19 protein-coding genes are annotated in these 22,106 nt (G+C 67.2%); 14 read left to right on the top strand and 5 right to left on the bottom strand.

All coding sequences use genetic code 11. The features are described from left to right. Positions 1-39: 39 nt before the first annotated feature. The 3 genes from OG474_RS00465 to OG474_RS00455 are packed head-to-tail and all read right to left on the bottom strand — an operon-like array spanning position 40 to position 3,155. Positions 40-1,431 carry a ricin-type beta-trefoil lectin domain protein gene (locus OG474_RS00465; protein ID WP_405060137.1) on the bottom strand — a complete coding sequence of 464 codons (1,392 nt, stop codon included), beginning with the start codon at positions 1,429-1,431 and terminating at the stop codon, positions 40-42. A gap of 9 nt (positions 1,432-1,440) precedes the next feature. Then, positions 1,441-2,286, bottom strand: coding sequence for a carbohydrate ABC transporter permease (locus tag OG474_RS00460; protein ID WP_405060136.1), 846 nt, complete (start codon positions 2,284-2,286; stop codon positions 1,441-1,443). After that, positions 2,283-3,155: a carbohydrate ABC transporter permease gene (locus tag OG474_RS00455; protein ID WP_405060135.1), complete on the bottom strand. Its 873-nt coding sequence runs from the start codon at positions 3,153-3,155 to the stop codon at positions 2,283-2,285. Before OG474_RS00455 ends, OG474_RS00460 begins: the two co-directional genes overlap by 4 nt. Before the next feature lie 111 nt (positions 3,156-3,266). Here OG474_RS00455 and OG474_RS00450 point away from each other — a divergent pair, with 111 nt between their 5' ends. The 4 genes from OG474_RS00450 (at position 3,267) to OG474_RS00435 (ending at position 9,034) form a co-directional block, all read left to right on the top strand. Beyond that, positions 3,267-4,289 (top strand): LacI family DNA-binding transcriptional regulator, encoded by a 1,023-nt coding sequence (locus OG474_RS00450; protein ID WP_405060134.1) that lies wholly within the window; start codon positions 3,267-3,269, stop codon positions 4,287-4,289. A gap of 77 nt (positions 4,290-4,366) precedes the next feature. Next, positions 4,367-5,209 carry an SAM-dependent methyltransferase gene (locus OG474_RS00445; protein ID WP_405060133.1) on the top strand — a complete coding sequence of 281 codons (843 nt, stop codon included), beginning with the start codon at positions 4,367-4,369 and terminating at the stop codon, positions 5,207-5,209. A 112-nt stretch (positions 5,210-5,321) separates the two neighbouring features. Next, on the top strand, positions 5,322-7,142 hold the full coding sequence (locus tag OG474_RS00440; RefSeq protein ID WP_405060132.1) for a heparinase II/III family protein: 1,821 nt from the start codon (positions 5,322-5,324) through the stop codon (positions 7,140-7,142). After that, entirely contained in the window at positions 7,142-9,034 is a 1,893-nt protein-coding gene (locus tag OG474_RS00435; RefSeq protein WP_405060131.1) for a DUF2264 domain-containing protein, read from the top strand. The genes OG474_RS00440 and OG474_RS00435 overlap by 1 nt, the downstream gene beginning before the upstream one ends. On the opposite strand, the gene OG474_RS00430 is transcribed toward OG474_RS00435, so the two are convergent. Further along, a complete protein-coding gene (locus tag OG474_RS00430) occupies positions 9,006-10,094 on the bottom strand; it encodes a substrate-binding domain-containing protein (protein WP_405060130.1) in 1,089 nt (362 codons plus the stop codon). The two genes, OG474_RS00435 and OG474_RS00430, sit on opposite strands and share 29 nt — an antisense overlap. Positions 10,095-10,185: 91 nt before the next feature. On the opposite strand from OG474_RS00430, the gene OG474_RS00425 reads away from it, so the two are divergent. The 10 genes from OG474_RS00425 to OG474_RS00380 all read left to right on the top strand — a co-directional run bounded on the left by OG474_RS00425 (position 10,186) and on the right by OG474_RS00380 (position 21,048). Further along, positions 10,186-11,214, top strand: a complete 1,029-nt coding sequence (locus tag OG474_RS00425) for a hydroxyacid dehydrogenase (protein ID WP_405060129.1) — start codon at positions 10,186-10,188, stop codon at positions 11,212-11,214. Positions 11,215-11,276: 62 nt separating this feature from the next. Then, positions 11,277-12,542 carry an ABC transporter substrate-binding protein gene (locus OG474_RS00420; RefSeq protein ID WP_405060128.1) on the top strand — a complete coding sequence of 422 codons (1,266 nt, stop codon included), beginning with the start codon at positions 11,277-11,279 and terminating at the stop codon, positions 12,540-12,542. A gap of 3 nt (positions 12,543-12,545) precedes the next feature. Further along, positions 12,546-13,460: a carbohydrate ABC transporter permease gene (locus OG474_RS00415; RefSeq protein ID WP_405060127.1), complete on the top strand. Its 915-nt coding sequence runs from the start codon at positions 12,546-12,548 to the stop codon at positions 13,458-13,460. Further along, positions 13,457-14,275, top strand: a complete 819-nt coding sequence (locus OG474_RS00410) for a carbohydrate ABC transporter permease (RefSeq protein WP_405060126.1) — start codon at positions 13,457-13,459, stop codon at positions 14,273-14,275. The genes OG474_RS00415 and OG474_RS00410 overlap by 4 nt, the downstream gene beginning before the upstream one ends. Further along, on the top strand, positions 14,275-14,916 hold the full coding sequence (locus OG474_RS00405) for a hypothetical protein (protein ID WP_405060125.1): 642 nt from the start codon (positions 14,275-14,277) through the stop codon (positions 14,914-14,916). Before OG474_RS00410 ends, OG474_RS00405 begins: the two co-directional genes overlap by 1 nt. Next, positions 14,913-16,844, top strand: coding sequence for a glycoside hydrolase family 43 protein (locus tag OG474_RS00400; RefSeq protein ID WP_405060124.1), 1,932 nt, complete (start codon positions 14,913-14,915; stop codon positions 16,842-16,844). The genes OG474_RS00405 and OG474_RS00400 overlap by 4 nt, the downstream gene beginning before the upstream one ends. Before the next feature lie 116 nt (positions 16,845-16,960). Then, positions 16,961-17,836 (top strand): carbohydrate ABC transporter permease, encoded by an 876-nt coding sequence (locus OG474_RS00395; protein WP_405060123.1) that lies wholly within the window; start codon positions 16,961-16,963, stop codon positions 17,834-17,836. Beyond that, positions 17,826-18,662 (top strand): carbohydrate ABC transporter permease, encoded by an 837-nt coding sequence (locus OG474_RS00390; RefSeq protein WP_405060122.1) that lies wholly within the window; start codon positions 17,826-17,828, stop codon positions 18,660-18,662. Before OG474_RS00395 ends, OG474_RS00390 begins: the two co-directional genes overlap by 11 nt. Positions 18,663-18,676: 14 nt before the next feature. Then, positions 18,677-19,969, top strand: a complete 1,293-nt coding sequence (locus OG474_RS00385) for an ABC transporter substrate-binding protein (protein ID WP_405060121.1) — start codon at positions 18,677-18,679, stop codon at positions 19,967-19,969. Positions 19,970-19,980: 11 nt separating this feature from the next. After that, entirely contained in the window at positions 19,981-21,048 is a 1,068-nt protein-coding gene (locus OG474_RS00380; protein ID WP_405060120.1) for a Gfo/Idh/MocA family protein, read from the top strand. Positions 21,049-21,102: 54 nt separating this feature from the next. On the opposite strand, the gene OG474_RS00375 is transcribed toward OG474_RS00380, so the two are convergent. Beyond that, positions 21,103-22,068, bottom strand: coding sequence for a polysaccharide lyase family 1 protein (locus OG474_RS00375; protein WP_405060119.1), 966 nt, complete (start codon positions 22,066-22,068; stop codon positions 21,103-21,105). Positions 22,069-22,106: the final 38 nt, after the last annotated feature.

The raw sequence follows: 22,106 nt of genomic DNA, 5'->3' as shown, positions 1-22,106 counted from the left end.
GGCCATTCTCTTCATTGTTGATACTGCCCTTTCACTGTTTTAGGCTCGCGCCCATTGCTGGTTCGGCTGGCCGGTGCAGGCCAGGAGCTGAACCGCCGTACCGTTCGCTGTTCCGGCCGCCTGCAGGCAGAGTGCCGGGTTGCTGATGCTGGAGATCGACTTGTCCGCGTTGAGCTGCCAGGTCTGGTTGGCCGCGCCGGTGCAGTCGGTGATGACCACTGAGCTGCTGGTGCCTGGCGTCAGACACTTGTCGGCGTAGATCGTGAGCTGCTTGCTCGCGGTCAAGTTCCAGCTCTGGTTGCCGCCGCCGTTGCAGTCCCACAGGTCAAGCGCCGTACCGTTGGTCGTCGAGAAACCCGGTACGTCGACGCAGCGGTTGCTCTCGACTCCTCGCAGCGGCTGACCGGGCGGGGCCGGAGGCAACGTGTTGACCGGCTCCTTCTTGAGCAGACCCCAACCCCATTGCAACTGCGCGAGGCCGCTCTTGCTGTTGACCTTGAGATCGCGCTCGCTGACCTGGGTGGTCATCGAGTAGGAGTCACCGGTCCGCAAACCAGGCCAGTAGACAATGCCCATCCGCTGCGCCCGCGCTGTCTCGGTCAGCGCACCGAGGTACGCCGTGGAGACGTTGCCCTCGTGGTTCCCGTAGTTCAGGCCGATCGTCATCGGGGAACCGGCCTCGTCGATGATGGTCCGCCAGCCGTACTTGCCGATCCGTGGTTGCAGGTTCGCCAGCCACGCTGCCTCGGTCGTGTCGGACGCCCAGAAACCGTAGAAGTGCAGGGACAGCAGCGTGCCCTTGAGCTGCGGTGCGTCACCGACCCCGGTGACGTTGTCGTTGTAGCCGGTGCCGGAGATGACCAGCCGGCTGCGCGGCACGTTCGAATGCCGGTCGGCCCAGGACGAGGCGAGTGACACCCAGTCGGGGAGTGAGTAGCCGAACGGTTCGTTCATCGGCTCGAAGTAGACGCGCGGGTTCTTCCGGTAGGCCTTGAAGACGGTGTCCCACATCGCGGTGAACGCGGCGGTGTCGTCGACCCGGCCGTCCTTGGCGGTGTCGGCCTCCCAATAGCTGATGATGACCTTGAAGCCCTGGTCGGTCGCGGCATCGATCGCCGCGCGGTAGGACGTCCACCAGTCCGTCCCGACGCTGGACGGGTTGATCGGCATCCGGATCGTGTTCGCGCGCAGCTCCTTGCGGAACTCACTGAGGATGCCGGTCGACTTGCGGTACGTCGTTCGGTAGTTGTCCGCGGTACTGAGCCCGGACGGGACGACCTCGTCGTCGGCGTAGTTGTCGCGGGGGTCGGCCCAGTTCACACCGCGGAAATCGGCGGTGTTGGGATGGTACGGCGTTGCGGCCGCGGGAACGGTCAGGGTGGTGGCCAACGTGGCGAGTGCCACGGTGACCCGCCAGAGTGCGGATCTCATCGGACTCCTTTACTTGACGCTGCCGGCGCTGAGGCCGGACTGCCAGAAACGTTGGAGCAGCAGGAAGGCCACGACGAGTGGCACGATCGTCAGCAACGACCCGGTGATCACCAGGTTGTAGATCGGGTCGGCGCCCACTCCGGTGGCCTGGCTGTTCCATTGGGTCAGGCCGACCGTGAGCGGATAGAGGTTCGGTTTGCTGAGCATGATCAACGGCAGGAAGTAGTTGTTCCAGGTCGCCACCACAGCGAACAGCAGCACGGTCACCACACCCGGCGCGAGCAGTCGCAGCGCCACCGTGAGGAAGATCCGGACCTCGCCGGCGCCGTCGATGCGTGCTGCTTCGAGCAGCTCGTACGGGATGGCTTCGCCGGCGTAGACCCACATCAGGTACAGGCCGAACGGGCTGATCAGGGACGGGATGATGATCGCCCACACCGTGTTCGTCAGGCCGAGCTTGGAGAACAGCAGGAACGTCGGTACGGCGAGCGCCGTACCGGGGATCGCGATCGCACCGAGCAGCACCGCGAAGACCGCACGGCGACCGGCGAACCTGTACTTCGCCAACCCGTATCCGGCCGCGGTCGCGAGCAAGGTCGCCCCGCCGGCCCCGACCACGACGTACAGGAGGGTGTTTCCCAGCCAGCGCAGGAAGATGCCGTCGTTGTAGGTCAGCGTCTGCTTGATGTTGGCGAACAGCGCGAAGCTGTCCCCGAACCACAGACCGGGCGTGGACAGCAGGTCGTCCTGGGTCTTGGTCGCGCTGATCACGAGCCAGACCAGTGGGACCAGCGTGTAGATCAGGTAGAGCACCATCAGCGTGGTGAGCAGGCGCGACGACTTGGTCTTGTTCACAACGCCTCCCGGGATCCGCGGAGCTGAACGACGTACGCGATGATCGCCGTCAGGACGCCCATCACGATCGCGACCGTGGCGGAGTAGTTGAACTGCTGGCCGGCGAACGAGAGGTTGTAGGCGTACATGTTCGGCGTGTAGTACGTCGTGATCACGTTCGGCGCGAGCGTGCGCAGGATGTTGGGCTCGTTGAACAGCTGGAAGCTGCCGATGATCGAGAAGATGGTGGCGATCACGATCGCGCCGCGCAGGGCGGGCAGCTTGATCGCGCGGATCGTCCGGATCGCCCCGGCGCCGTCGATCGCGGCTGCTTCGTACAGCTCGCCGGGGACGGTCCGCAGCGCCGAGTAGAAGATCAGCATGTTGTAGCCGACGAACTCCCAGGTGACGATGTTGGCGATCGACGGCAGCATCCACGAGCCGCTCAGCGGCTGGACGGCGTCGGTGCCGAGCAGTTTGTTGAGATCCGCGGCCAGGCCGAAGGTGTCGCCGTACAGGAAGCCCCACATGAGGACGGCGACCACACCCGGTACGGCGTACGGCAGGAAGAGCGCGATCCGGAAGAAGCCGGCGCCGCGGAGTCTGGCGCTGTCGATCGCCAGGGCGGCCAGGAGCGCCAGCGCGAGCATCACCGGGACCTGGACGACGAGGAACACCAGCACCCGGCCGGCCGACTCCCAGAACTTCGCGTCCCGCAGCACCTCGGCGTAGTTGTCCAGGCCGACGAACACCGTGCCGCCGAAGAACGCCTGGTCCCGGTAGAGGCTCAGGTAGATCGCATAGCCGATCGGGGCGAGAAAGGTGAGTGCGAAGACGGCCAGGAACGGGCCGACGAAGACCCACCCTTTCGCCTCCTGGCGCCGCGCCATCCGCAGCCCTCCTGACCCCCGATGCGGGGATTGTTCACGTTAACAACGATGGCGGGGACGCTAGCTTGTTAACGTCAACATGTCTAGACTCCGGCGAACGGAGGTGACGAAATGCGCAAACGAGGGTCATCGATGGCCGACGTGGCGCGGTTGGCCGGAGTGTCGGGCCAGACGGTGTCGCGGGTCGCGAACGACCGCCCGCACGTCGACGCCGCCACCCGGGACCGGGTGCTGGCCGCGATGCGCGAGGTCGGTTACCGGCCCAACAGCGCGGCCCGGGCGCTACGCAACGGCCAGTTCCGCAACATCGGCGTGATCGTGTTCGAGCTGTCCAGCTTCGGCAACACCCGCACGTTCAACGCGGTCAGCCAGGCCGCGACCGCCGCCGGCTACGCGATCAACCTGATCCCGTTGCTCGACGCCGACCAGGGCAAGGTGACCGGCGCGTTCAGCCGGTTGCAGGAGCAGGCCGTCGACGGCGTCATCATCCTGATCGAGGCCCATCAGCTCGACGAGGCCGAGATCCACCTCCCGGAGGGCCTGCCGGTCGTGGTCGTCGACTCGAGCGCGCACTACGACTACCCGATCGTCGACACCGACCAGGCCCAAGGCGCCCGAATCGCCACCGAGCACCTGCTCGACCTCGGCCACGAAACGGTCTGGCACCTCGGCGGCCCACCCACCTCCTTCGCCGCGACCCGCCGCCGCCGTTCCTGGCAGGAGACCCTGATCGTGCGGGGCTGCTCCGTCCCGCCGCTGCTCGTCGGCGACTGGTCCGCAGCCTCCGGGTACGCCGTCGGCCGGCAACTGGCCGCAGACCCAGCCGTCACCGCGGTCTTCGCCGCGAACGACGAGATGGCCCTCGGCCTACTCCGCGCCCTCCACGAAGAAGGCCGCGACATCCCCGGCGACGTCAGCGTCGTCGGCTTCGACGACCAGGAGTCCGCCGCCCAGTTCTGGCCGCCGCTTACCACGGTCAGCCAGTCCTTCGCCGACGTAGGCCGCCAAGCCGTCCAAGCCCTGATCACCGAACTCGACACCGACAACCACCGCCACCAACCAGTCAGCGTCCCCACCACCCTCATCACCCGAGCCAGCACCGCCCCGCCTCAAGGCGCGATGGCCGGCCTTTGACCGGAGTCCGCGGTCACAGACTGATCTGCACCCGCTACTATGCGGGTCTACTGCACGGGCGGCGTCGAGGAGTTCATATGAGTGATCAGAGCGATGACACTGCGGTCGACATGGCGGATCGGCTCAAGCTGACTGTTCCGCACAGTGCCCGGGTCTATGACTACTTCCTGGGCGGCAAGACGAACTTCGCGCCGGACCGCGCGGTCGCCGAGCACCTGCTCGAGGCGTTCCCCGGATTCCGGACCGCGGCCCAGTCGAACCGGATGTGGATGCACCGAGCGGCCCGGTACGTCGCCGAGCAGGGCATCACGCAGTTCCTCGACATCGGCACGGGCATCCCCACGAGCCCGAATCTGCACGAGGTCGTGCAGGGGATCGTGCCGGCAGCGCACGTCGTGTACGCGGACAACGATCCGATCGTCCTGTCCCACTCGCGCGCGCTGCTGGTCAGCTCGATCCTCGGCAAGACGGCGTACCTCGAGGCGGACATCACCGACCCGCAGGCGATCCTCGACTCGGAAGAGGTCCGCGAACTGCTCGACCTCACGAAGCCGGTCGCGCTGAGCATCGTCGGGGTCTTCCACTACCTCCCGGACGACGCGAAGCCCTACGAGCTGCTCCAGCAGTTGGTCGACGCGCTGGCGCCCGGGTCGTATCTGATCTTCTCGCACTGCACGCCGGACTTCGCCCCCGAGATGTGGGAACAGGCGATCCAGGTCTACAAGGCCGACGGTGGCGACGCGCAGGTCCGCAGCCGCGAGGAGATCGAGCGCTTCTTCACCGGCCTCGAGCTGGTCGAGCCCGGTGTCGAGGTCCCGTACCGCTGGCACCCCGACGCGGAGACCGAGCGGCTGGTCGACAACGAGACCTTCACCGACGTCAGCTGCAGCCTCTGGGTCGGCGTCGCCCGGAAGCCGTAGCCGAAGCCGTAGCCCGGGACCGCGCCTCGTGCGGGGTTCCGGGTCGGTACGGATCTGTACGAATGTGATCGTTCTCTGGTGAGGATCGCCGGGAACGCGAGAGCATGGCCGGGTGACTCTCGCAGGGCGTTGGCATGCGCTGGATCCGGCGACCCGGAGCGCGGCCCTCGACGCGGCGCGTGAACGCGTCGGGGTGCCGGACCTCAACCAGCGTGAGATCTGGGGATCCCTGCCCGCAGCCGCGCTGCTGGAGCGTGCCGAGGCGGATCGCTCGCGCCCGTGGCCGCGGTTGCTGCTGTCGGACTTCGCCCGGTACTGGCGCGACGGCGTACGGACGGCGTATGAGAACCCGGCTGGGGAGCTACGGCAGCGAACCAGTACGGCGGTGCTCGCCGCGGCGCTGACCGGTGACCAGCAGTACGTCGACGAGGCTGCCGACGGCCTGTTGCTGCTCTGTGAGCAGACGACCTGGTGCTGGGCAGCTCACGAGTCGTTCGCGACGGCTCGCGGAGAGGTCGTGGCAGACCCCGGTACGCCGTACCTGGATCTGGGCGCTGCCGAGACGGTCGAGGTCTTGGCGTGGGCCGATCTTGTCCTCGGGCCGGCGCTGGATGAGCGCGTCCCCGGCCTGCGTCGTCGGCTCCGGGCCGAGGCCGACCGACGCGTGCTGGAACCGTTCCTGACCGACCGTCGCTGGCACTGGCTCGGGCTGGACGGTCATCTGCACAACTGGAATCCCTGGATCCACGGGCACGTGCTGGCCGCCGCACTGTTCCTGGAGGACGATCCGGTACGGCGGGCGCAGGTCGTGGAGCTGGTCGTCGACGGACTCGACCGCTATCTCCGGGCACTCCCGGCCGACGGCGGTTGCGACGAGGGCTACTCGTATTGGTGGAACGGCCCGGCTCGACTCGCCAGTGCGTTGGAGCTGCTCGATCGGATCACGCTTGGCACCTTCGATCCGTGGCGGTGTGAGCCGCTGGAGGAGCTGGCCCGGTACCCGCAGCGGATGGAGCTCGGCGACGGCTGGTTCGTGAACGTCGGGGATGGTTCGGCCCGGCCGAACCCCGATCAGCCCTGGGACGTGCTGCATCGGTGGGGCCGTCGGACTGGCGATCGGGACGTGATGGCTCAAGCGGCCGCGCACCGCGATCAGTCGGACGCCGTCGTCGGTCTCGGACGAGCGTTGGTCGCGTTGGTCGACGACGCCTGGTCGCAGGCGGCTGCCACACCCTCGCCGCTGCCTCGGTCGAGCTGGCTGCCTGACGTGCAGCTGCTGGTCGCTCGGCAGGAGGGTGGTTCCACCGCGGGGTGGACGCTGGCCGTCAAGGGTGGGCACAACGACGAGAACCACAACCACAACGATGTCGGCTCGTTCATCGCCGCGCTCGATGCGACACCGGTGCTGGTGGATCTGGGGCAGCCGACGTACACGGCGATCTCGTTCTCCGATCGACGGTACGAGCAGTGGGTGGTCCGGAGCGAGTGGCACAACGTGCCGGTGATCGACGGGCGGGACCAGGCGGCCGGTTCGCAGTGGCGGGCAGACTTCGCCGTACCCAGGGCTGATCGGGCCGAGCTCGATCTGTCGGATGCCTATCCCACGGGGAACCTTCGCCGGTCGGTGAGCTTGGATCGCCGCGATCAGGCCGTCCGCGTCGGCGACACGTGGGCCGCGGGGACCGAGGTTGTCGAACACTTCGTGATCGCCGGGCGACCTCTTGCCCATGAGCCCGGGCGGTTGGTCGTCGAGACGCTGGCCGGCAGTGTCGCCGAGTTGGGCTGGGACGCCGGCCTCGGCGCCGGCCGACTGGAGACGCGAGCGGTTGACGACGCATTGCTCGAACGTGTCTGGGGTCCGGTCGTCCATCGGCTGATCCTTGCGGCAGGCAACAATCGTTTCGAACTCACTCTGACTCGAGGAACTCGTTGATGACCGACGCCCGTTTCACCGGACTGACCCGCGACTCCTGGGCCGGCGTCGCCGACCAGTTGCTGTTGTCGTTACGCAACTGGGCCTCGCCCGAGCATGCGCGGATCGATCTGCCGGGGCAACAGAGCGCCTACGGCCCTGCCAGCGATTCGTTGGAAGCCTTCGCTCGGTCGTTCCTGCTCGCGGCGATCCGGCTGAAAGGGGAGGATGGCAAGGATCCGCACGATCTGGCCGGCTGGTACGCCGAGGGGCTGCGGGCCGGGACCGACCCGACGTCACCGCACGCCTGGCCACGCCCGGACCAGCTCGGCCAGGCCAAAGTCGAAGCCTGCTCGATCGCCCTCGGCCTGCATCTGAGCCGCGCCTGGTTGTGGGACCGGCTCGACGACCGGGACCGCTCGCAGATCGTGGCCTGGCTGTCGACCGTGGTTGGCGAGAAGTACCCGCCGATCAACTGGGTCTGGTTCCAGATCGTGGTGGAGACCTTCCTCAAATCGGTCGGCGGGCCGTGGTCCCGCGAGGACCTCGACAGCGGTCTGGCGGTGCACGAGTCGCTGTATCGCTCAGACGGCTGGTACGCCGATGGTCCGGAGCGCGCGTTCGACCATTACAACGGCTGGGCGCTGCACGTCTATCCGTTGCTCTGGGCATCGATGGATCCCGGGCTGTGTGATCCAGCGCTCGAGAGTGCGTGGCGCGAGCGGCTGACGGCCTTCCTGGACTCGGCTGTTCAGCTCGTCGGCGGCAACGGCGCGCCGCTGATTCAGGGCCGGAGCCTGACCTACCGGTTCGCTGCCGCCGCGCCGTTCTGGATCGGCGCGATCACGGGTGCCACCGATCTCGCCCCTGGCCTGCTGCGCCGGACGTCATCCGGAATGCTCAAGCACTTCCTCGACCACGGCGTGCCCGACGAGCGCGGTCTGCTCACCCTCGGCTGGTACGGCGAATGGCCCGGGATCGCTCAGTCGTACTCCGGCCCGGGATCGCCGTACTGGGCGGTGAAAGGCATGCTCGGACTGATGCTGCCGGCTGACCATCCGGTCTGGACGGCGGCCGAAGAACCCTTGCCTGTCGAGCAATCCGACTTCACGCGATCGCTCGCGGAACCAGGATGGCTGGTCAGCGGAACCCGGTCCGACGGGATCGTGCGAGTCGTCAACCACGGCACCGACCACTCGGCCCCCGATGATCAGCGCGCCGACTCGCCGCTGTACGCTCGCCTCGGCTACTCGACCCACACCATGCCGCCGCTGAGTACGCCGTACTGGGCGCAGCCGTTCGAGAACAGTGTCGGCATCGTGCACCCCGAGCTCGGTCTCTCGCACCGCAACGGCTTCACCGTGGTCGGTTCGGGCAGCTCGATCGCGACGACGCACTGGGTCCGCACGACAGACGACCAGGGACCCGAGCACGGATCGGGGCGCGGGGGAGCGGTCACCCCGGGACCCACGATCGCGATGACCTCCGCGGTGCGCGGAAGTCACGAGGTGCGTGCCGTCCGCATCGCCCCGGACGCCGTCATCGAACCCGGCTGGCTGCTCGAGCTGTCCGGCTGGCCGCTGACCTCCAGGACCCCGCCATCCGCCGAGCGGGCCGAGGTCCGGACCGCCGAACTCCAGTCCTCCGTCGAAGGCCGGATCGGCTTCGACACGTTCGACGTCCGGCGCACCGACAATTCCGGGGCCCTCGGCAACCACACCGCGATCCCCTTCGCCCGCGCGACCGCCGTACCGGGCGAGCTCTTCGTCGCCATCGTCTCCCTCTCCGGCGGCACCCCCGAGCCCGCACCCGAACTCCACCTGGACGGCTCGACCCTCCACATCACCTGGTCCGACACCACCCAAGAGTCGCTGCCCGGGGTGGCTAGTGGGCGAGGGTGGAGTCTCGGATGATGAGTTCGGGGACGATCAGGACTCGTTGGGGCGGGCGGCGGCGGCCTTCGGTGAGGCGGGCGACCATCTGCTCGACGGCGGTGCGGCCGACCATGGGTTTCGGTGGGCGGACGGCGGTCAGGGCGGGTTCGACGAGGTGGGCGATCTCGTCGTCGTAGGCGACGATCGCGAGCTGGTCGGGAATCGTGACGCCCTGCTCGGCGCAGTACTGGGCGATGGCCATCGCGTCGGGGTCGGAGTGCACGACGAGCGCGGTCGTGCCCGCGGCGCGGCAGCGGTTGAGGACCTGGGCGATGATGTCGCGGTGTCCGGGCTGGTCCATGTTGACGGACTCCCGGATCACCAGGCCGGCGGCGATGCTGAGGTCCGCGCAGACGAGGTCCCAGCCGACCGCCAGGTGGGCCGAGGTCGGACTGCCCTTCGAGAGCAGGAGCGCGAGGCTGCGGTGTCCCTGGGCGTGCAGATGCCGTACGGCGAGCTCGACCCCCAGCGCGTGATCGCTGCGAACCCACTCGACCTGATGCAGGGTCGGCGTCCAGCGCGGCGGTTGCCGCTCGACCAGGATCACCGGCACCGGGAGCCGGGCGATCCAGTCGATCATCTCGTCGACGTCGTTGCCCTCCAGGTTCGGCGCGAGCAGTAGTCCTTGGACCTGCTGGGCCTCGATCAGCCGGGTGATCTGCCGGCGGTCCTCGGCCCAGTCGTAGCTCGAACCGCGGAGCTGGATCGCCACGCCCAGCGCGGCGGCGGCCGAGCGGGCGCCGCCGACGATCGGCGGCCAGTAGTAGTCGAGTGACGGCACGACCATGCCGATGGTGAAGCGAGGCGATGCCGCGGTACGGCGACGTGCGGCCGGCGCGAGCTCGGTCGGCAGCGTGGCGCCGCCGTGCACCTTGGTCAGCAGGTTCTGCGCGGCGAGGGCGGAGATGTCGCGCCGGACGGTCAGCTCGCTGACGCCGAGGAGCTCGGCGAGCTCGCGCACCCGGACCGAGCCCTGCCGACGCAGTTCGTCCATCACGCGTTCGTGGCGTTGGACCCCGAACAGCCGGTCGTCCGGCACCCGCCTCACCTCGATGTTCGAGTCTGAATGTTTCGGACCAAGTCTGAACGAGCCATAGCTCATCTGAACACTGTGGACATCTCATGTTCACATGACAGCAACGGTAACCGCTTACCGCCGTGAGGCGCTGGTCGTCATGGAGCGGGAGGTGTTCGCCGCCCACTTCGATCGCGCCAGGCTCGACCGGCTGGCCGGCCTGGTGGCGCTGCCCGATCCGATCTGGACCGACGAGCTCGACTCGCCGCACGCCCGGGCGCGGCTGGCGACGGCCGAGCTGCTGATCACCTCGTGGGGCGCGCCCAAGCTGACCGCGGAGCGGCTGGCGGCGGCACCCCGGCTGAAGGCGGTCTTCCACGCGGCCGGAAGCATCCGGGCCGTTGCCGACGACAACCTCTGGAGCCGGGACCTCGTCGTGACCAGCGCGGCCGACGCGAACGCGGTCCCGGTGGCGGAGTACACGCTGGCCGCGATCATCTTCGCCGGCAAGAAGGCGCCTTTCCTGGCGGCCGATGCCAGTACGGCGTACCAGGGCTGGAGCCGCCCGCAAGGCTTCGGCGACCTGTCGAACTTCCGCCGCACGATCGGCGTGGTCGGCTTCTCCCGGATCGGCCGTCGGGTCGTGGACCTGCTCCAGACCCTGGAAGACGTGACCGTCCTGGTCGCCGACCCGCAGGCCGACCCCGCCGCCGTGGCCGCCGCCGGCGCGCAGCTCGTGGATCTCGAACAGCTGCTGCCGAGGGTCGATGTTCTCTCGCTGCACGCGCCCGAACTCCCGAGCACGCGACACATGATCGGCGCGGGCGAGCTGGCACAACTGCCCGACCACGCGACGGTGGTGAACACGGCGCGGGGGAGTCTGGTCGACTCGGCGGCCCTCGCGGCCGAGTGCCGCACCGGCCGGCTGTTCGCGATCCTCGACGTCACCGACCCCGAGCCGCTGCCGGCCGACTCACCACTGCGGTCGGTTCCGAACGTGATGGTCACCCCGCACATCGCCGGCTCGCTCGGCACCGAGATCCATCGCCTCACCGATCACATGCTCGCCGAACTCACCCGTTGGGTGGCCGGTGAACCCGTGCACGGCCGGATCACGGCCGACGCCTTCCCACTGACCGCCTAGCCCACTGACCGCCTGAGCACGCTGAACCCTGCAACCGCAGTACCGAAGTCAAGGAGAATGTTGTGAGGCGACACCTCGTCACCACCCTCGCCGGCGCCGCAGCGCTGGCGCTGCTCACCGCCTGTGGCGGTTCGGCGCAGCAGGCGACCGACGGACCGCAGACCATCAAGGTCGCGCTCTGGAACTACGCCACCACGCCCGAGTTCAAGGCGATCATCGACGGCTTCCAGCAGGCCAATCCGGAGATCAAGGTCGAGCCGGTCGACATCCTGGCCGACGACTACCCCGACAAGGTCACCACGATGCTCGCCGGCGGTGACACCACCGACGTACTGACGATGAAGAACGTCATCGACTACTCGCGGTTCGGCACTCGCGGTCAGCTGCTGCCGCTCACCGACGAGGCCAAGAAGCTCGACCCGGCGAAGTACTCGGGTCTGAAGTCCTACGAGCTCGACGGCAAGTACTTCGCGCTGCCGTACCGGCAGGACTTCTGGGTGCTGTACTACAACAAGACCCTGCTCCAGCAGGCCGGCGTGCCCGAGTCCAAGCTGCAGAACCTGACCTGGGCCGACTACGCCACCCTGGCCACCAGCCTGACCAAGGGCGACGGCGGATCCAAGGTGTACGGCGCCTACCAGCACACTTGGCGCTCGGTCGTGCAGGCGACGGCCGCGGCGCAGACCGGCGGCGACCTGCTGGGTGGCGACTACGGCTTCCTGAAGGACCAGTACGCGATGACGCTCGGGTTGCAGCAGCGCGGCGTACTGTTGCCGTGGGCAACTGCGTCCAGCCAGAAGATCTCCTACAACACGATGTTCTCCACCGGCAAGGCCGCCTTGCTGCCGATGGGGACCTGGTACGCCGCGACGCTGCTGGCCGACACCAAGTCGGGCAAGTCGAAGGTCGAGTGGGGAGTCGCGCCGCTGCCGCAGCGTGCGGCGGACGGAAAGGTGACCAGCTTCGGTTCGCCGACCGCGTTCGCGGTGAACAAGAACTCCAAGCACTCCGAGGCGGCCAAGAAGTTCGTCGAGTGGGCGTCGAGTGAGGCCGGTGCGACCGCGGTGGCCAAGGCGGGTGTGACGCCGTCACTGCAGAGCCAGCAGATCCTCGACACCTACTTCGCACTGCCGGGCGTGCCGAACGGCGACGTGGCCAAGAAGGCCTTCAAGCCCGACAACGTCGTACTGGAGATGCCGGTCAGCGACAAGTCCTCGGACGTCGACCAGATCCTGACCGAGGAGCACGAGCTGATCATGACCGGGCAGAAGTCCCTCGACGACGGCCTGGCCGAGATGTCCAAGCGGGTCAAGAACGAGGTCGGTTGAGCCGTGACCGCCACTCTGTCCGCTCCCGCGGAGGTCCGGACGACGCCACGGCGTGGCCGAAGCCGGACCTGGATCGGCTGGAGCTTCATCCTGCCGAACTTCATCGGCTTCGCCGCGCTCACCCTGATCCCGGTGATCGCCTCGCTCGCGCTGTCCTTCCTCGACTGGGATTCCTACAGCACCCCGCGCTGGGTCGGGCTGGACAACTTCGAGCGGATGATCCACAACGACAACTTCTGGACCGCGCTGCGCAACACGGCGTACTACGCGGTCGGGCATGTGCCGTTGACGCTGGGCGCCGCACTGGGCTTCGCCGTCCTGCTGAACCAGAAGCTGAAGGGCGTGCGGTTCTTCCGGACGGCGTTGTTCTTCCCCTACATCACCTCGCTGGTCGCGGTGGCAGTGGTCTGGAACATGCTGCTCAGCCCGGACCTTGGCCCGGTGAACCAGTTCCTGCGCGCGATCGGCGTCGATCAGCCGCCGGGCTGGACCACCTCGACGACCTGGGCGATGCCGGCCGTCATCGTGGCGAGTGTCTGGCGTGACCTCGGCTACTACATGATCCTGTACCTGGCCGGCCTGCAGACGATCCCGGCCGAGCTGTACGAGGCCGCCCAGGTCGACGGCGCGAGCGGCTGGCAGCGGTTCCGGCACATCACGGTGCCGGGGCTGCGACCGACGACGTTCTTCGTGCTGATCATGCTGACGATCTCCAGCTTCAAGGTCTTCGACCTGATCCAGGTGATGACCGAAGGCGGTCCGGGGCGCGCGACCTTGGTGCTGTCGCAGGTGATCTACCGCGAGGGCATCGTGCAGGGCCGGTTCGGCTACTCGTCCGCGGTGTCGATGGTGCTGTTCCTCATCGTGCTGACGATCACCGTCGTCCAGTTCCGCCTCCAGCGAAGGAGCCAGCCATGACCGCGTCGGTACGGCGGGGGCTCGCCTACATGCTGCTGGTCGCGTTGTCGGTGGCGGTGCTGGTGCCGTTCGCCTGGATGGTGTCGTCGTCGCTGAAGCTGGACGCGGAGGTCTTCACCGTGCCGGTGCGGTGGATCCCGGTCGAGTTCCACTGGAGCAACTTCGCGACGATCTGGGACCGGATCCCCTTGCTCACCTATCTGCGGAACTCGGTCTTCCTCAGCATCACGATCACCGCGTTGCAGGTGCTGACGGGCAGCTTCGCGGCGTACGGGTTCGCCAAGGTCCGGTTCCCCGGCCGGGATGTGCTGTTCCTCGCCTACATCGCGACGATCGCGGTGCCGTGGCAGGCATACATGGTTCCGCAGTACGTGATCATGCAGAAGGCCGGTCTGGTGAACACGCACCTGTCGCTGATCCTGCTGCAGGCGTTCAGCGCGTTCGGAGTGTTCCTGATGCGCCAGTACTACTTGACGATTCCCGACGAGCTGAGCGAAGCAGCTCGCCTGGACGGTCTGAGTGAGTACGGCATCTGGGCGCGCATCATCCTGCCGCTGTCGAAGCCGGCGCTGGCGAGTCTGGCGCTGCTGACCTTCGTCAACACCTGGAACGACTACATGGGCCCGTTCATCTACCTGACCGACAACAAGCTGTGGACGATCCAGCTGGGACTGCGCTCGTTCGTCGGCCTGTACGACGCCGAGTACGCGATGATCATGACCGGATCGGTGCTGTCCGTGCTGCCGATCCTGGTGATCTTCCTGCTCGGCCAGAAGTACTTCGTCCGGGGCATCGCGACGAGCGGACTGAAGTGATGGCGTCGCCGTTGGCCCGGGTGAACGTCCGGGCGGATCTGTGGGAGACGCTCTGGTCGTTCGCGCACCGGGTGCTCGCGATCAACCTGCTGCTGGCGCTGGCCGGCGTACCGCTGATGGTGGCGCTCAGCCTGGTGGCGAAGCCGTGGAACTATCCGATCTTCTTCGGCCTGCTTGCTCTCCCGCTGGCTCCGGCCGCGGCGGCTGCCTCCGGGTTTCTCGCTCTGGAGGATCACCGGCCGCCGCTGGCTGAGCTGTTCCGGCTGGTGCGGCCGCGCGCACGCCGTTCGCTGCTCATCGCAGTCGTCTCAGGCGGTCTGATCGGCGTACTGGCGGTGGACATCAAGGTGCTGGCTACGTCGTTCCCGGTGGCCGTGCCGCTGCTGGTCGTGGTGATGCTGCTCGTCGCTGTTGGCGCCCTCAATGCGTTGGTCCTGCCGGGATCGATCCGGCTGGCGGTTTACAGCGGGGTGCGTGGTTGGGGGCTGAGCTTGCTGTCGCTCGGTGTGCTCTCCGCCGCGGTGGTCATCGTCAGTCAGGCGCCGTTGGCCGGGCTCGTCACTGTGCCCGGTTGTGCGCTGTGGGTCGTGTTCACGAACACCCAGGCCCAGCTCGCTCGAATCATGAGGAGAATCGGATGAAACTGCTCAGATCCCTCCGTGCCCTGGCTGTGCTCGGCGCCGCACTCGCCGTGCTCAGCCCGGCCGCGGTCGCCGCCCCGGCGGCGCCTGCCTACGACTCGTTCCGCCCGGGCGCCGAATGGCGCGACACCAGCGGCCAGGTGATCCAGGCGCACGGCGGACAGGTCGTGCCGTCGACCGATCACCGCGGCCGGAAGATCTGGTACTGGTACGGCGAGGACCGCAGCAACGGGTACTACGACAGCCCGGGCGTGCACGTCTACTCGTCGTACGACCTCTACAACTGGAAGGACGAGGGGCTCGCGCTGCGGGCGATGAGTTCACTCGACCAGTTCGAGAACGACAAGTACTTCAGCAAGCTCTACAAGAAGTACAGCCCCGCGCAGAAGGACGTCGTCTGGCGGGATCTGTCGACCAACGCGGTCCGCACGGACGGCTGGGCGCGGCCGTCGATCCTCGAGCGGCCGAAGGTGATCTACAACCAGGCCACCCGCAAGTGGATCATGTGGGTGCACTCCGACGGACCGTCCGCACCGACCAGTACGTCGACGTACGCGCGAGCCGAGGCCGGAGTGGCGATCGCGGATTCGCCGAAGGGCCCGTTCCGCTGGATCGATTCGTACCGGCTGAACAATGTGCCGAGCGACTCGGTGCCCTGGTGCGGTACGTCGTCCGCGTTCGACCCGGCCGGTGGAATGGCCCGGGACATGAACCTGTTCGTGGACGACGACGGCAAGGCCTACATCATCTACTCGTCCGAGGAGAACCGGACGATGTACATCTCGAAGCTCAACCGGGACTACACCTACCTGTCCGCTCGGCCGGAGAACGCCGTACAGGGTAAGGACTTCGTGCGCACGCTGGCCTGCAACCAGCGCGAGGCGCCGGCGATGTTCAAGTCCGAGGGCCGGTACTACCTGCTCACCTCCGGCGCGACCGGCTGGGACCCGAACCCGGCCAGGTACGCGACCTCCAGCACCGTTCTCGGCCAGTACGCCGACCAGGGGAACCCGATCGCCGGAGCGGGCGCTGCGAACACCTACCGCTCCCAGAGCACCAACGTGATCCCGGTCGACAGCAAGCGCAACAAGTTCGTCTTCATGGGCGACCGGTGGACACCGAGCGATCTGAAGAACGCGCCGTACATCTGGATGCCGATGTCGTTCGGCGAAGGCGGCAGCCTGTCGATCGGTCCGGATCAGGAATGGACGCTCGGCGACCTCACGACGTACCGGCGGTGGACCGTGGAGACGAAGCTCCCGGATCACGTCCTGCTCGGCGACACGAGTTCGCTTCCGACCAAGGTGAAGGTGCGCACGGGGTCGCGGACGCAGACGATGGCCGTCACCTGGGACGCCTCGACCGTGGCGAAGCCGGGGACGGCGAGCCTGCGCGGCACGCTGGCCGACGGACGAACCTTCACCCGCACGATCGTGGTCGCACCACGCAACCTCCGGTACGCCGTCAACGCCGGCGGGATCGCCACCGCGGACTGGCAGGTGCTGACCCGAACCGGTTCGCTGCTGAACTCGACGCCCGATCAGCCCTTGGGAATCGACCCCGCCACAGGCAAGACCTGGGGTTTCACCGGGGAGAGCGCGCCCGCCGGTCCGGCGAACGGCGATCTCTACAGCACCCTGCGGTACGCCAAGAATCACGAGCCGCTCGTCTACACGTTCGGAGGTCTCGAGCCCGGGACCTACACCGTCCACGCGGGCTACTTCGATCCGTGGCCGTGGGCCAACCGCGCCGCGCAGGTGACGGTCAACGGTGCCGTCGTCGACCAGCAGCGACTGTTCACCGGCACGAACGAGGCCGCGGCGTACGGCGGGGTGGTGGTGGGCGCCGATGGGAAGATCGCGGTCACGATCGCGCCGACCCGGTCGCCGGACATCCAGGTCAGCTGGCTGACGGTCAGCGCGTCCTGATGTCGGAGAGCGTGTCCGGATCCAGCCAAATCGAAGCGCTTCGACCTCTTGTTCCGGAACCGCTTTCCCGTTAATTTGGCGCTCCTCAGGCAAACGCTTTCCCGAGGAGGGGGCCGGTGGCAAGACGCGACAACGTGACGGCGTACCTGTTCCTGTCGCCGTGGCTGGTCGGGCTGTTCGCGATCACCATCGGCCCGATGATCGCCTCGCTCTACCTGGCGTTCACCGACTACAACCTGATCGAGGCGCCGCAGTGGATCGGGCTCGAGAACTTCACCCGGATGCTGTCCGACGAGCGGCTGCACAACTCGTTGCGGGTGACGTTCACCTACGTGTTCGTCTCGGTCCCGCTGCAGCTCGCGATCGCGCTGCTGCTGGCCGTCGTACTGGACCGGGGCGTCCGCGGGATGGCGTTCTACCGCTCGGTCTTCTACCTGCCGTCGCTGCTCGGTTCGAGTGTCGCGATCGCGATCCTGTGGCGGCAGGTCTTCGGCACCGAAGGCCTGCTCAACCAGGTGCTCGCGCTGATCGGTGTCGAGGGCAAGGGCTGGATCTCCGACCCCAGTACGGCGCTGGGCACGCTCGTGGTGCTCAACGTGTGGACGTTCGGTTCGCCGATGGTGATCTTCCTGGCCGGCCTGCGGCAGGTGCCGACGATGTACTACGAAGCGGCGGCCGTCGACGGGGCCGGCCCGCTCCGAAGGTTCTTCGGGATCACGCTCCCGCTGCTGACCCCGATCATCTTCTTCAACCTGGTGCTGCAGATCATCCACGCGTTCCAGTCGTTCACGCAGGCGTTCGTCGTCTCCGGCGGCAGCGGCGGGCCGTCCGACTCGACCATGTTCTTCACGCTCTACCTGTACGACCGCGGCTTCGGCAACTTCGACATGGGCTACGCGTCGGCGATGGCCTGGTTCCTGCTGGTGGTCATCGCGGTCTTCACCGGGGTCAACTTCCTCGTCTCGAAGTACTGGGTGTTCTATGAGAATTGAGTTGCGCCCGCGGACGCTCCTGATCCACCTGGCGCTGATCGCCACCGCGCTCGTGATGCTGTACCCGCTGATCTGGATGGTCGTGAGTTCGCTGCGCCCGGGCAACGAGATCTTCCGCGATCCCGGCCTGCTGGTGAAAGACCTGCGGATCGAGAACTACCGGGCCGGCTGGAACGCGCTGACCGAGCCGTTCACCCGCTACCTGCTGAACTCCGCGGTCGTCGTCCTGGGCTCGATCGTCGGCAACCTGGTGTCGTGCTCGATGGCGGCCTACGCCTTCGCCCGGCTGGACTTCGCCGGCAAGAAGGTGTGGTTCGCGATCATGCTGCTCAGCATCATGCTGCCGATCCACGTGGTGATCGTGCCGCAGTACATCCTGTTCTCGCACGTGGGCTGGATCAACACGTTCCTGCCGCTGATCGTGCCGAAGCTGCTGGCCACCGACGCGTTCTTCGTCTTCTTGATGGTGCAGTTCATCCGCGGCATCCCGCGCGAGCTCGACGAGGCGGCCACGATCGACGGCTGCGGCCGGGCCGGCATCTTCCTGCGCGTGATCCTGCCGCTGATGGTCCCGGCGCTGGCCACCACCACGATCTTCACGTTCATCTGGACCTGGAACGACTTCTTCGGCCAGCTGATCTACCTGACCGACCCGCACATGTACACCGTGCCGGTCGCCCTGCGGTCGTTCGTCGACGCGACCTCGAGCTCGTCCTGGGGCTCGATGTTCGCGATGTCGGTCGTCTCGCTGGTCCCGGTCTTCCTCGCCTTCCTGCTCGGCCAGCGGTTCCTGGTCAAGGGCATCGCCACCACCGGTATCAAGTAAGTAAGGAGCCTGCCATGACACGCCTCAAGGCACTGGCCGCCGTCGCACTCGTCTCCACCCTGCTCGTCGTGAGCGCCTGCGGTGGCGACTCGGGCGGCCCGGCCGCGAACAAGGGTGAGGTGACGCTGCGCTTCACCTGGTGGGGCAGCGACGCCCGCACCAAACTCACCCAGGCCACGATCGACGCGTTCCAGAAGGAACACCCGAACATCAAGATCAAGGGCGAGTACGGCGAATGGGCCGGGTACTGGGACAAGCTCGCCACGACGGTCGCCGCGAACGACGCGCCGGACGTCATCCAGATGGACGAGAAGTACCTGCGGGAGTACGCCGATCGCGGCGCGCTGCTGGATCTGAAGAAGGCCGCTGACCTGAAGACCGACAAGTTCGCGCCGGACACCTTGAGCGCCGGGGAGTTCGACGGCGGGCTGTACGGACTGAACGCCGGCATCAACTCGTTCGCCGTGCTCGCGAACCCGGCCGTGTTCAAGGCGGCCGGAGTCGCGCTGCCGGACGACAAGACCTGGACGTGGGAGGACTACAACCGGATCGCCGCCGAGATCACGACCAAGCTCAACGGCAAGGGCTGGGGGACCGGCGTCATCGGGGCCAACGAGGCCGGTCTGAACCTGTGGGCCCGCCAGAACGGCGAGTCGTTGTGGACGCCCGACGGCAAGGTCGGTGTCTCGGCCGGGCAGACCACCAAGTTCTTCGAGTACGTGCTGAAACTGCGGGACAGCAAGGCGATCCCGCCGGCCGAAGCCGTCACCCAGGACATGACCGCGTCCCTCGACCAGACCGCCTTCGCCACCGGGAAGATCGCGATGGGCTTCAGCTGGAGCAACCAGCTGAACGCCTTCAGCAAGGCGTCCGGCCAGGAGCTGAAGCTGCTCCGGATCCCGAGCACCACCGGGCAGGCGGCGAAGAACGGTTCGTACTACAAGGGCTCGATGTTCTGGTCGGTCTCGTCGCGGTCCAAGCACCGGGCCGAGGCGGCGCAGTTCGTCGACTTCCTGGCCAACGACGCGGTGGCGGGCAACATCCTGCTGGCCGAGCGCGGCGTACCGCCGAACACCGAGATCCGTACTGCGGTGACCCCGAAGCTGCAGCCGGCCGACGCTGCCTCGGCGAAGTTCATCGAGGAGATCGGCAAGGACCTCGGCGATCCCTCCCCGGCGCCGCCGGTCGGCGGTGGGCAGGTCGAGAAGATCATCCAGCGCTATACGACCGAGGTGCTGTTCGGTCGGCTCACACCTGACAAGGCCGCCCAGCAGTTTCTCGATGAGGTGAACGGAGAGCTCAAATAGCCAGGATCGCCGTGGCCGGGGTGCACGGTCACGGCGCTACCCACGTGCGCGATGCCCGCCAGTACGGCGACCTCGTGGCGATCGCGGATCCGCGGCCGCCGGAGGATGTCGACGTACCGGTGTATCCGTCGCTGGGAGAGTTGCTGGCGGCAACCGAGGTCGACATCGTGGTGATCAGCACGCCGATCCAGACCCACGTTCCACTGGCCGAGCTGGCGCTGCGGGCTGGCGCCGACGTCCTGCTGGAGAAGCCGCCGACCGCTTCGATGGCGGAGTTCGACTACTTGTCGAAGGTGCTGGCGGAGACCGGTCGCGCGTGTCAGGTGGGCTTCCAGGCCCAGGCCTCGGCCGCGACTCTGCAGCTTGCACGACTGGTGGCCGACGGTGGGCTCGGCGAGATCAAGGGGATCAGTGCCACCGGCAAGTGGTTGCGCAAGGCCGGCTACTTCGACCGTGCGCCCTGGGCCGGCCGGCGGACGCTGAACGGGGTCGCCGTGGTCGACGGCGCGGTCACCAATCCGTTGGCCCACTCGACCGCTGCCGCGCTGCTGATCGACGGTTCGCTCGGCGTGGACGACATCCGATCAGTCGAGACGGAGCTGTTCCGGGCCAACGACATCGAGTCCGACGACACCTCGACGGTTCGCATCACCACCACCCGCGGTACATCGATCCTGATCGCGGTGACGTTGTGCGCGGCGGAGCAGGCCGAGCCTGCGGTGATCGTGCACGGTTCGCGGGGTCGCGCCGTACTGAACTACACGACGGACACCCTCGAACTACCTGACGGCAGCCAAACCCTCGGGCGGGCGAACCTGTTGCAGAACCTGGTCGAGCATCGCGCCGACCCCGCCGTACCGCTCTACTGCTCGTTCGCAGCGACCGGCGGCTTCACCCGCGTCGTCGAAGCCATCCGCCTGGCCGACGAGCCGACCCCCATCCCAGACACCTTCATCCGCTGGCAAGGCGAAGGCCCCGACCGCCATCCCCTCGTCCACGACGTCGAACACTGGATCGACCGAGCCGCCAACGAACTCTCCCTCTTCACCGAACTCCCCGCCCCCTGGGCAACGCACTGACGCCCGGAAACTCAGTCGCGAGTTTCCGGGCGTCAGCTAATTCATCGGGCGGAATCAGATCTTTCCGGTGCCTGCTCCGCCGGTCACGATCGATTTGACGTTCTCGGCGGCATCGACGGTGTAGGAATAGGGAATTGCCGCAACGCTCGCCGCATTCCGGGAGACCGGAGTCCCGGAACCCACCAGGTAATTGTTGAGCAGTTTGACATTCCCTTCCGGAGAATCTCCGGTCTGGGCCACGACGGTGTGCGAGACGCTCTCGAAGTAGTTGCGCTCGACGTAGACGCCGGCGTTGCAGGTGGACGCGACGCCGTACCCGCTGTTGCCCCGGTAGTAGTTGTTGAAGACGTGGACGGGGTTGCCGAAGCGGACGCGTGGGTGGCGTTGGGTGGTGCCGTCGAACCAGTTGGCGTAGTAGGTGACGCGCAGCTTGCCGCGGTCCTCGGCGCCGTTGTCGTCGCTGTGGCCGACCAGGCCGACCTTGTCGTGGTTGGAGAACTTGTTCCAGGACACGGTGACGTAGTCCGACGCGCGTTTGACGTCGACAGCTCCGTCGTAGCCGTGGCTGAAGTTGTTGTGATCGACCCAGACCCTGGTCGAGTACTGGACGTTGACCGCGTCGTCGTCCCAGTCGCGGAAGTTGACGTTGCGGATGATCACGTTGCTGACGTTCGCGACGTTCAGGCCGCCGCCGGTGATGGTGGCGCCGCTGCCGACACCGATGATCGTCTTGTTGGCGGCGACCTTGTTCATGCCGGACAGGGCGATCGTGCCGGAGACTCGAATCACGCGAGCTCCGCCGGCCTGCATGTTGCTGATCAATGCGGAAGCGGTGGTCACTGTGACGGCCGCTGCGCTGCCGCCGCCGGTCGTCCCACCTCCTTGAGTGGCCCAGCCCTGCAGGGCATAGGTCGATGCCGACGCTGTCGGCAGGAGTTGGGGGACAGCGACGGCGGTGAGGGTCGTGGCCGTCAGTGCGGTGGCCGCGACGAGGACGGGAAAACGGCGTAACAATGTCATCGGAAAACCTCCAGTGGGCGATGGAAAACGCTTTCCAC

Origin of the sequence: Kribbella sp. NBC_01505, assembly GCF_045040285.1 — a bacterium.
In the GTDB taxonomy this organism is placed as follows: Bacteria; Actinomycetota; Actinomycetes; order Propionibacteriales; family Kribbellaceae; genus Kribbella.
This window is presented reverse-complemented; position numbering and strand designations above follow the sequence as displayed.

What these genes read in the sequence shown, in the direction of transcription:
- OG474_RS00390 (WP_405060122.1), top strand. Translation starts at nt 17,826, where the DNA reads ATGAGAATTGAGTTGCGCCCGCGGACGCTCCTGATCCACCTGGCGCTG.
- OG474_RS00445 (WP_405060133.1), top strand. Translation starts at nt 4,367, where the DNA reads ATGAGTGATCAGAGCGATGACACTGCGGTCGACATGGCGGATCGGCTC.
- OG474_RS00400 (WP_405060124.1), top strand. Translation starts at nt 14,913, where the DNA reads ATGAAACTGCTCAGATCCCTCCGTGCCCTGGCTGTGCTCGGCGCCGCA.
- OG474_RS00455 (WP_405060135.1), bottom strand. Translation starts at nt 3,155, where the DNA reads ATGGCGCGGCGCCAGGAGGCGAAAGGGTGGGTCTTCGTCGGCCCGTTC.
- OG474_RS00405 (WP_405060125.1), top strand. Translation starts at nt 14,275, where the DNA reads ATGGCGTCGCCGTTGGCCCGGGTGAACGTCCGGGCGGATCTGTGGGAG.
- OG474_RS00410 (WP_405060126.1), top strand. Translation starts at nt 13,457, where the DNA reads ATGACCGCGTCGGTACGGCGGGGGCTCGCCTACATGCTGCTGGTCGCG.
- OG474_RS00425 (WP_405060129.1), top strand. Translation starts at nt 10,186, where the DNA reads ATGACAGCAACGGTAACCGCTTACCGCCGTGAGGCGCTGGTCGTCATG.
- OG474_RS00385 (WP_405060121.1), top strand. Translation starts at nt 18,677, where the DNA reads ATGACACGCCTCAAGGCACTGGCCGCCGTCGCACTCGTCTCCACCCTG.
- OG474_RS00450 (WP_405060134.1), top strand. Translation starts at nt 3,267, where the DNA reads ATGCGCAAACGAGGGTCATCGATGGCCGACGTGGCGCGGTTGGCCGGA.
- OG474_RS00465 (WP_405060137.1), bottom strand. Translation starts at nt 1,431, where the DNA reads ATGAGATCCGCACTCTGGCGGGTCACCGTGGCACTCGCCACGTTGGCC.
- OG474_RS00435 (WP_405060131.1), top strand. Translation starts at nt 7,142, where the DNA reads ATGACCGACGCCCGTTTCACCGGACTGACCCGCGACTCCTGGGCCGGC.
- OG474_RS00375 (WP_405060119.1), bottom strand. Translation starts at nt 22,068, where the DNA reads ATGACATTGTTACGCCGTTTTCCCGTCCTCGTCGCGGCCACCGCACTG.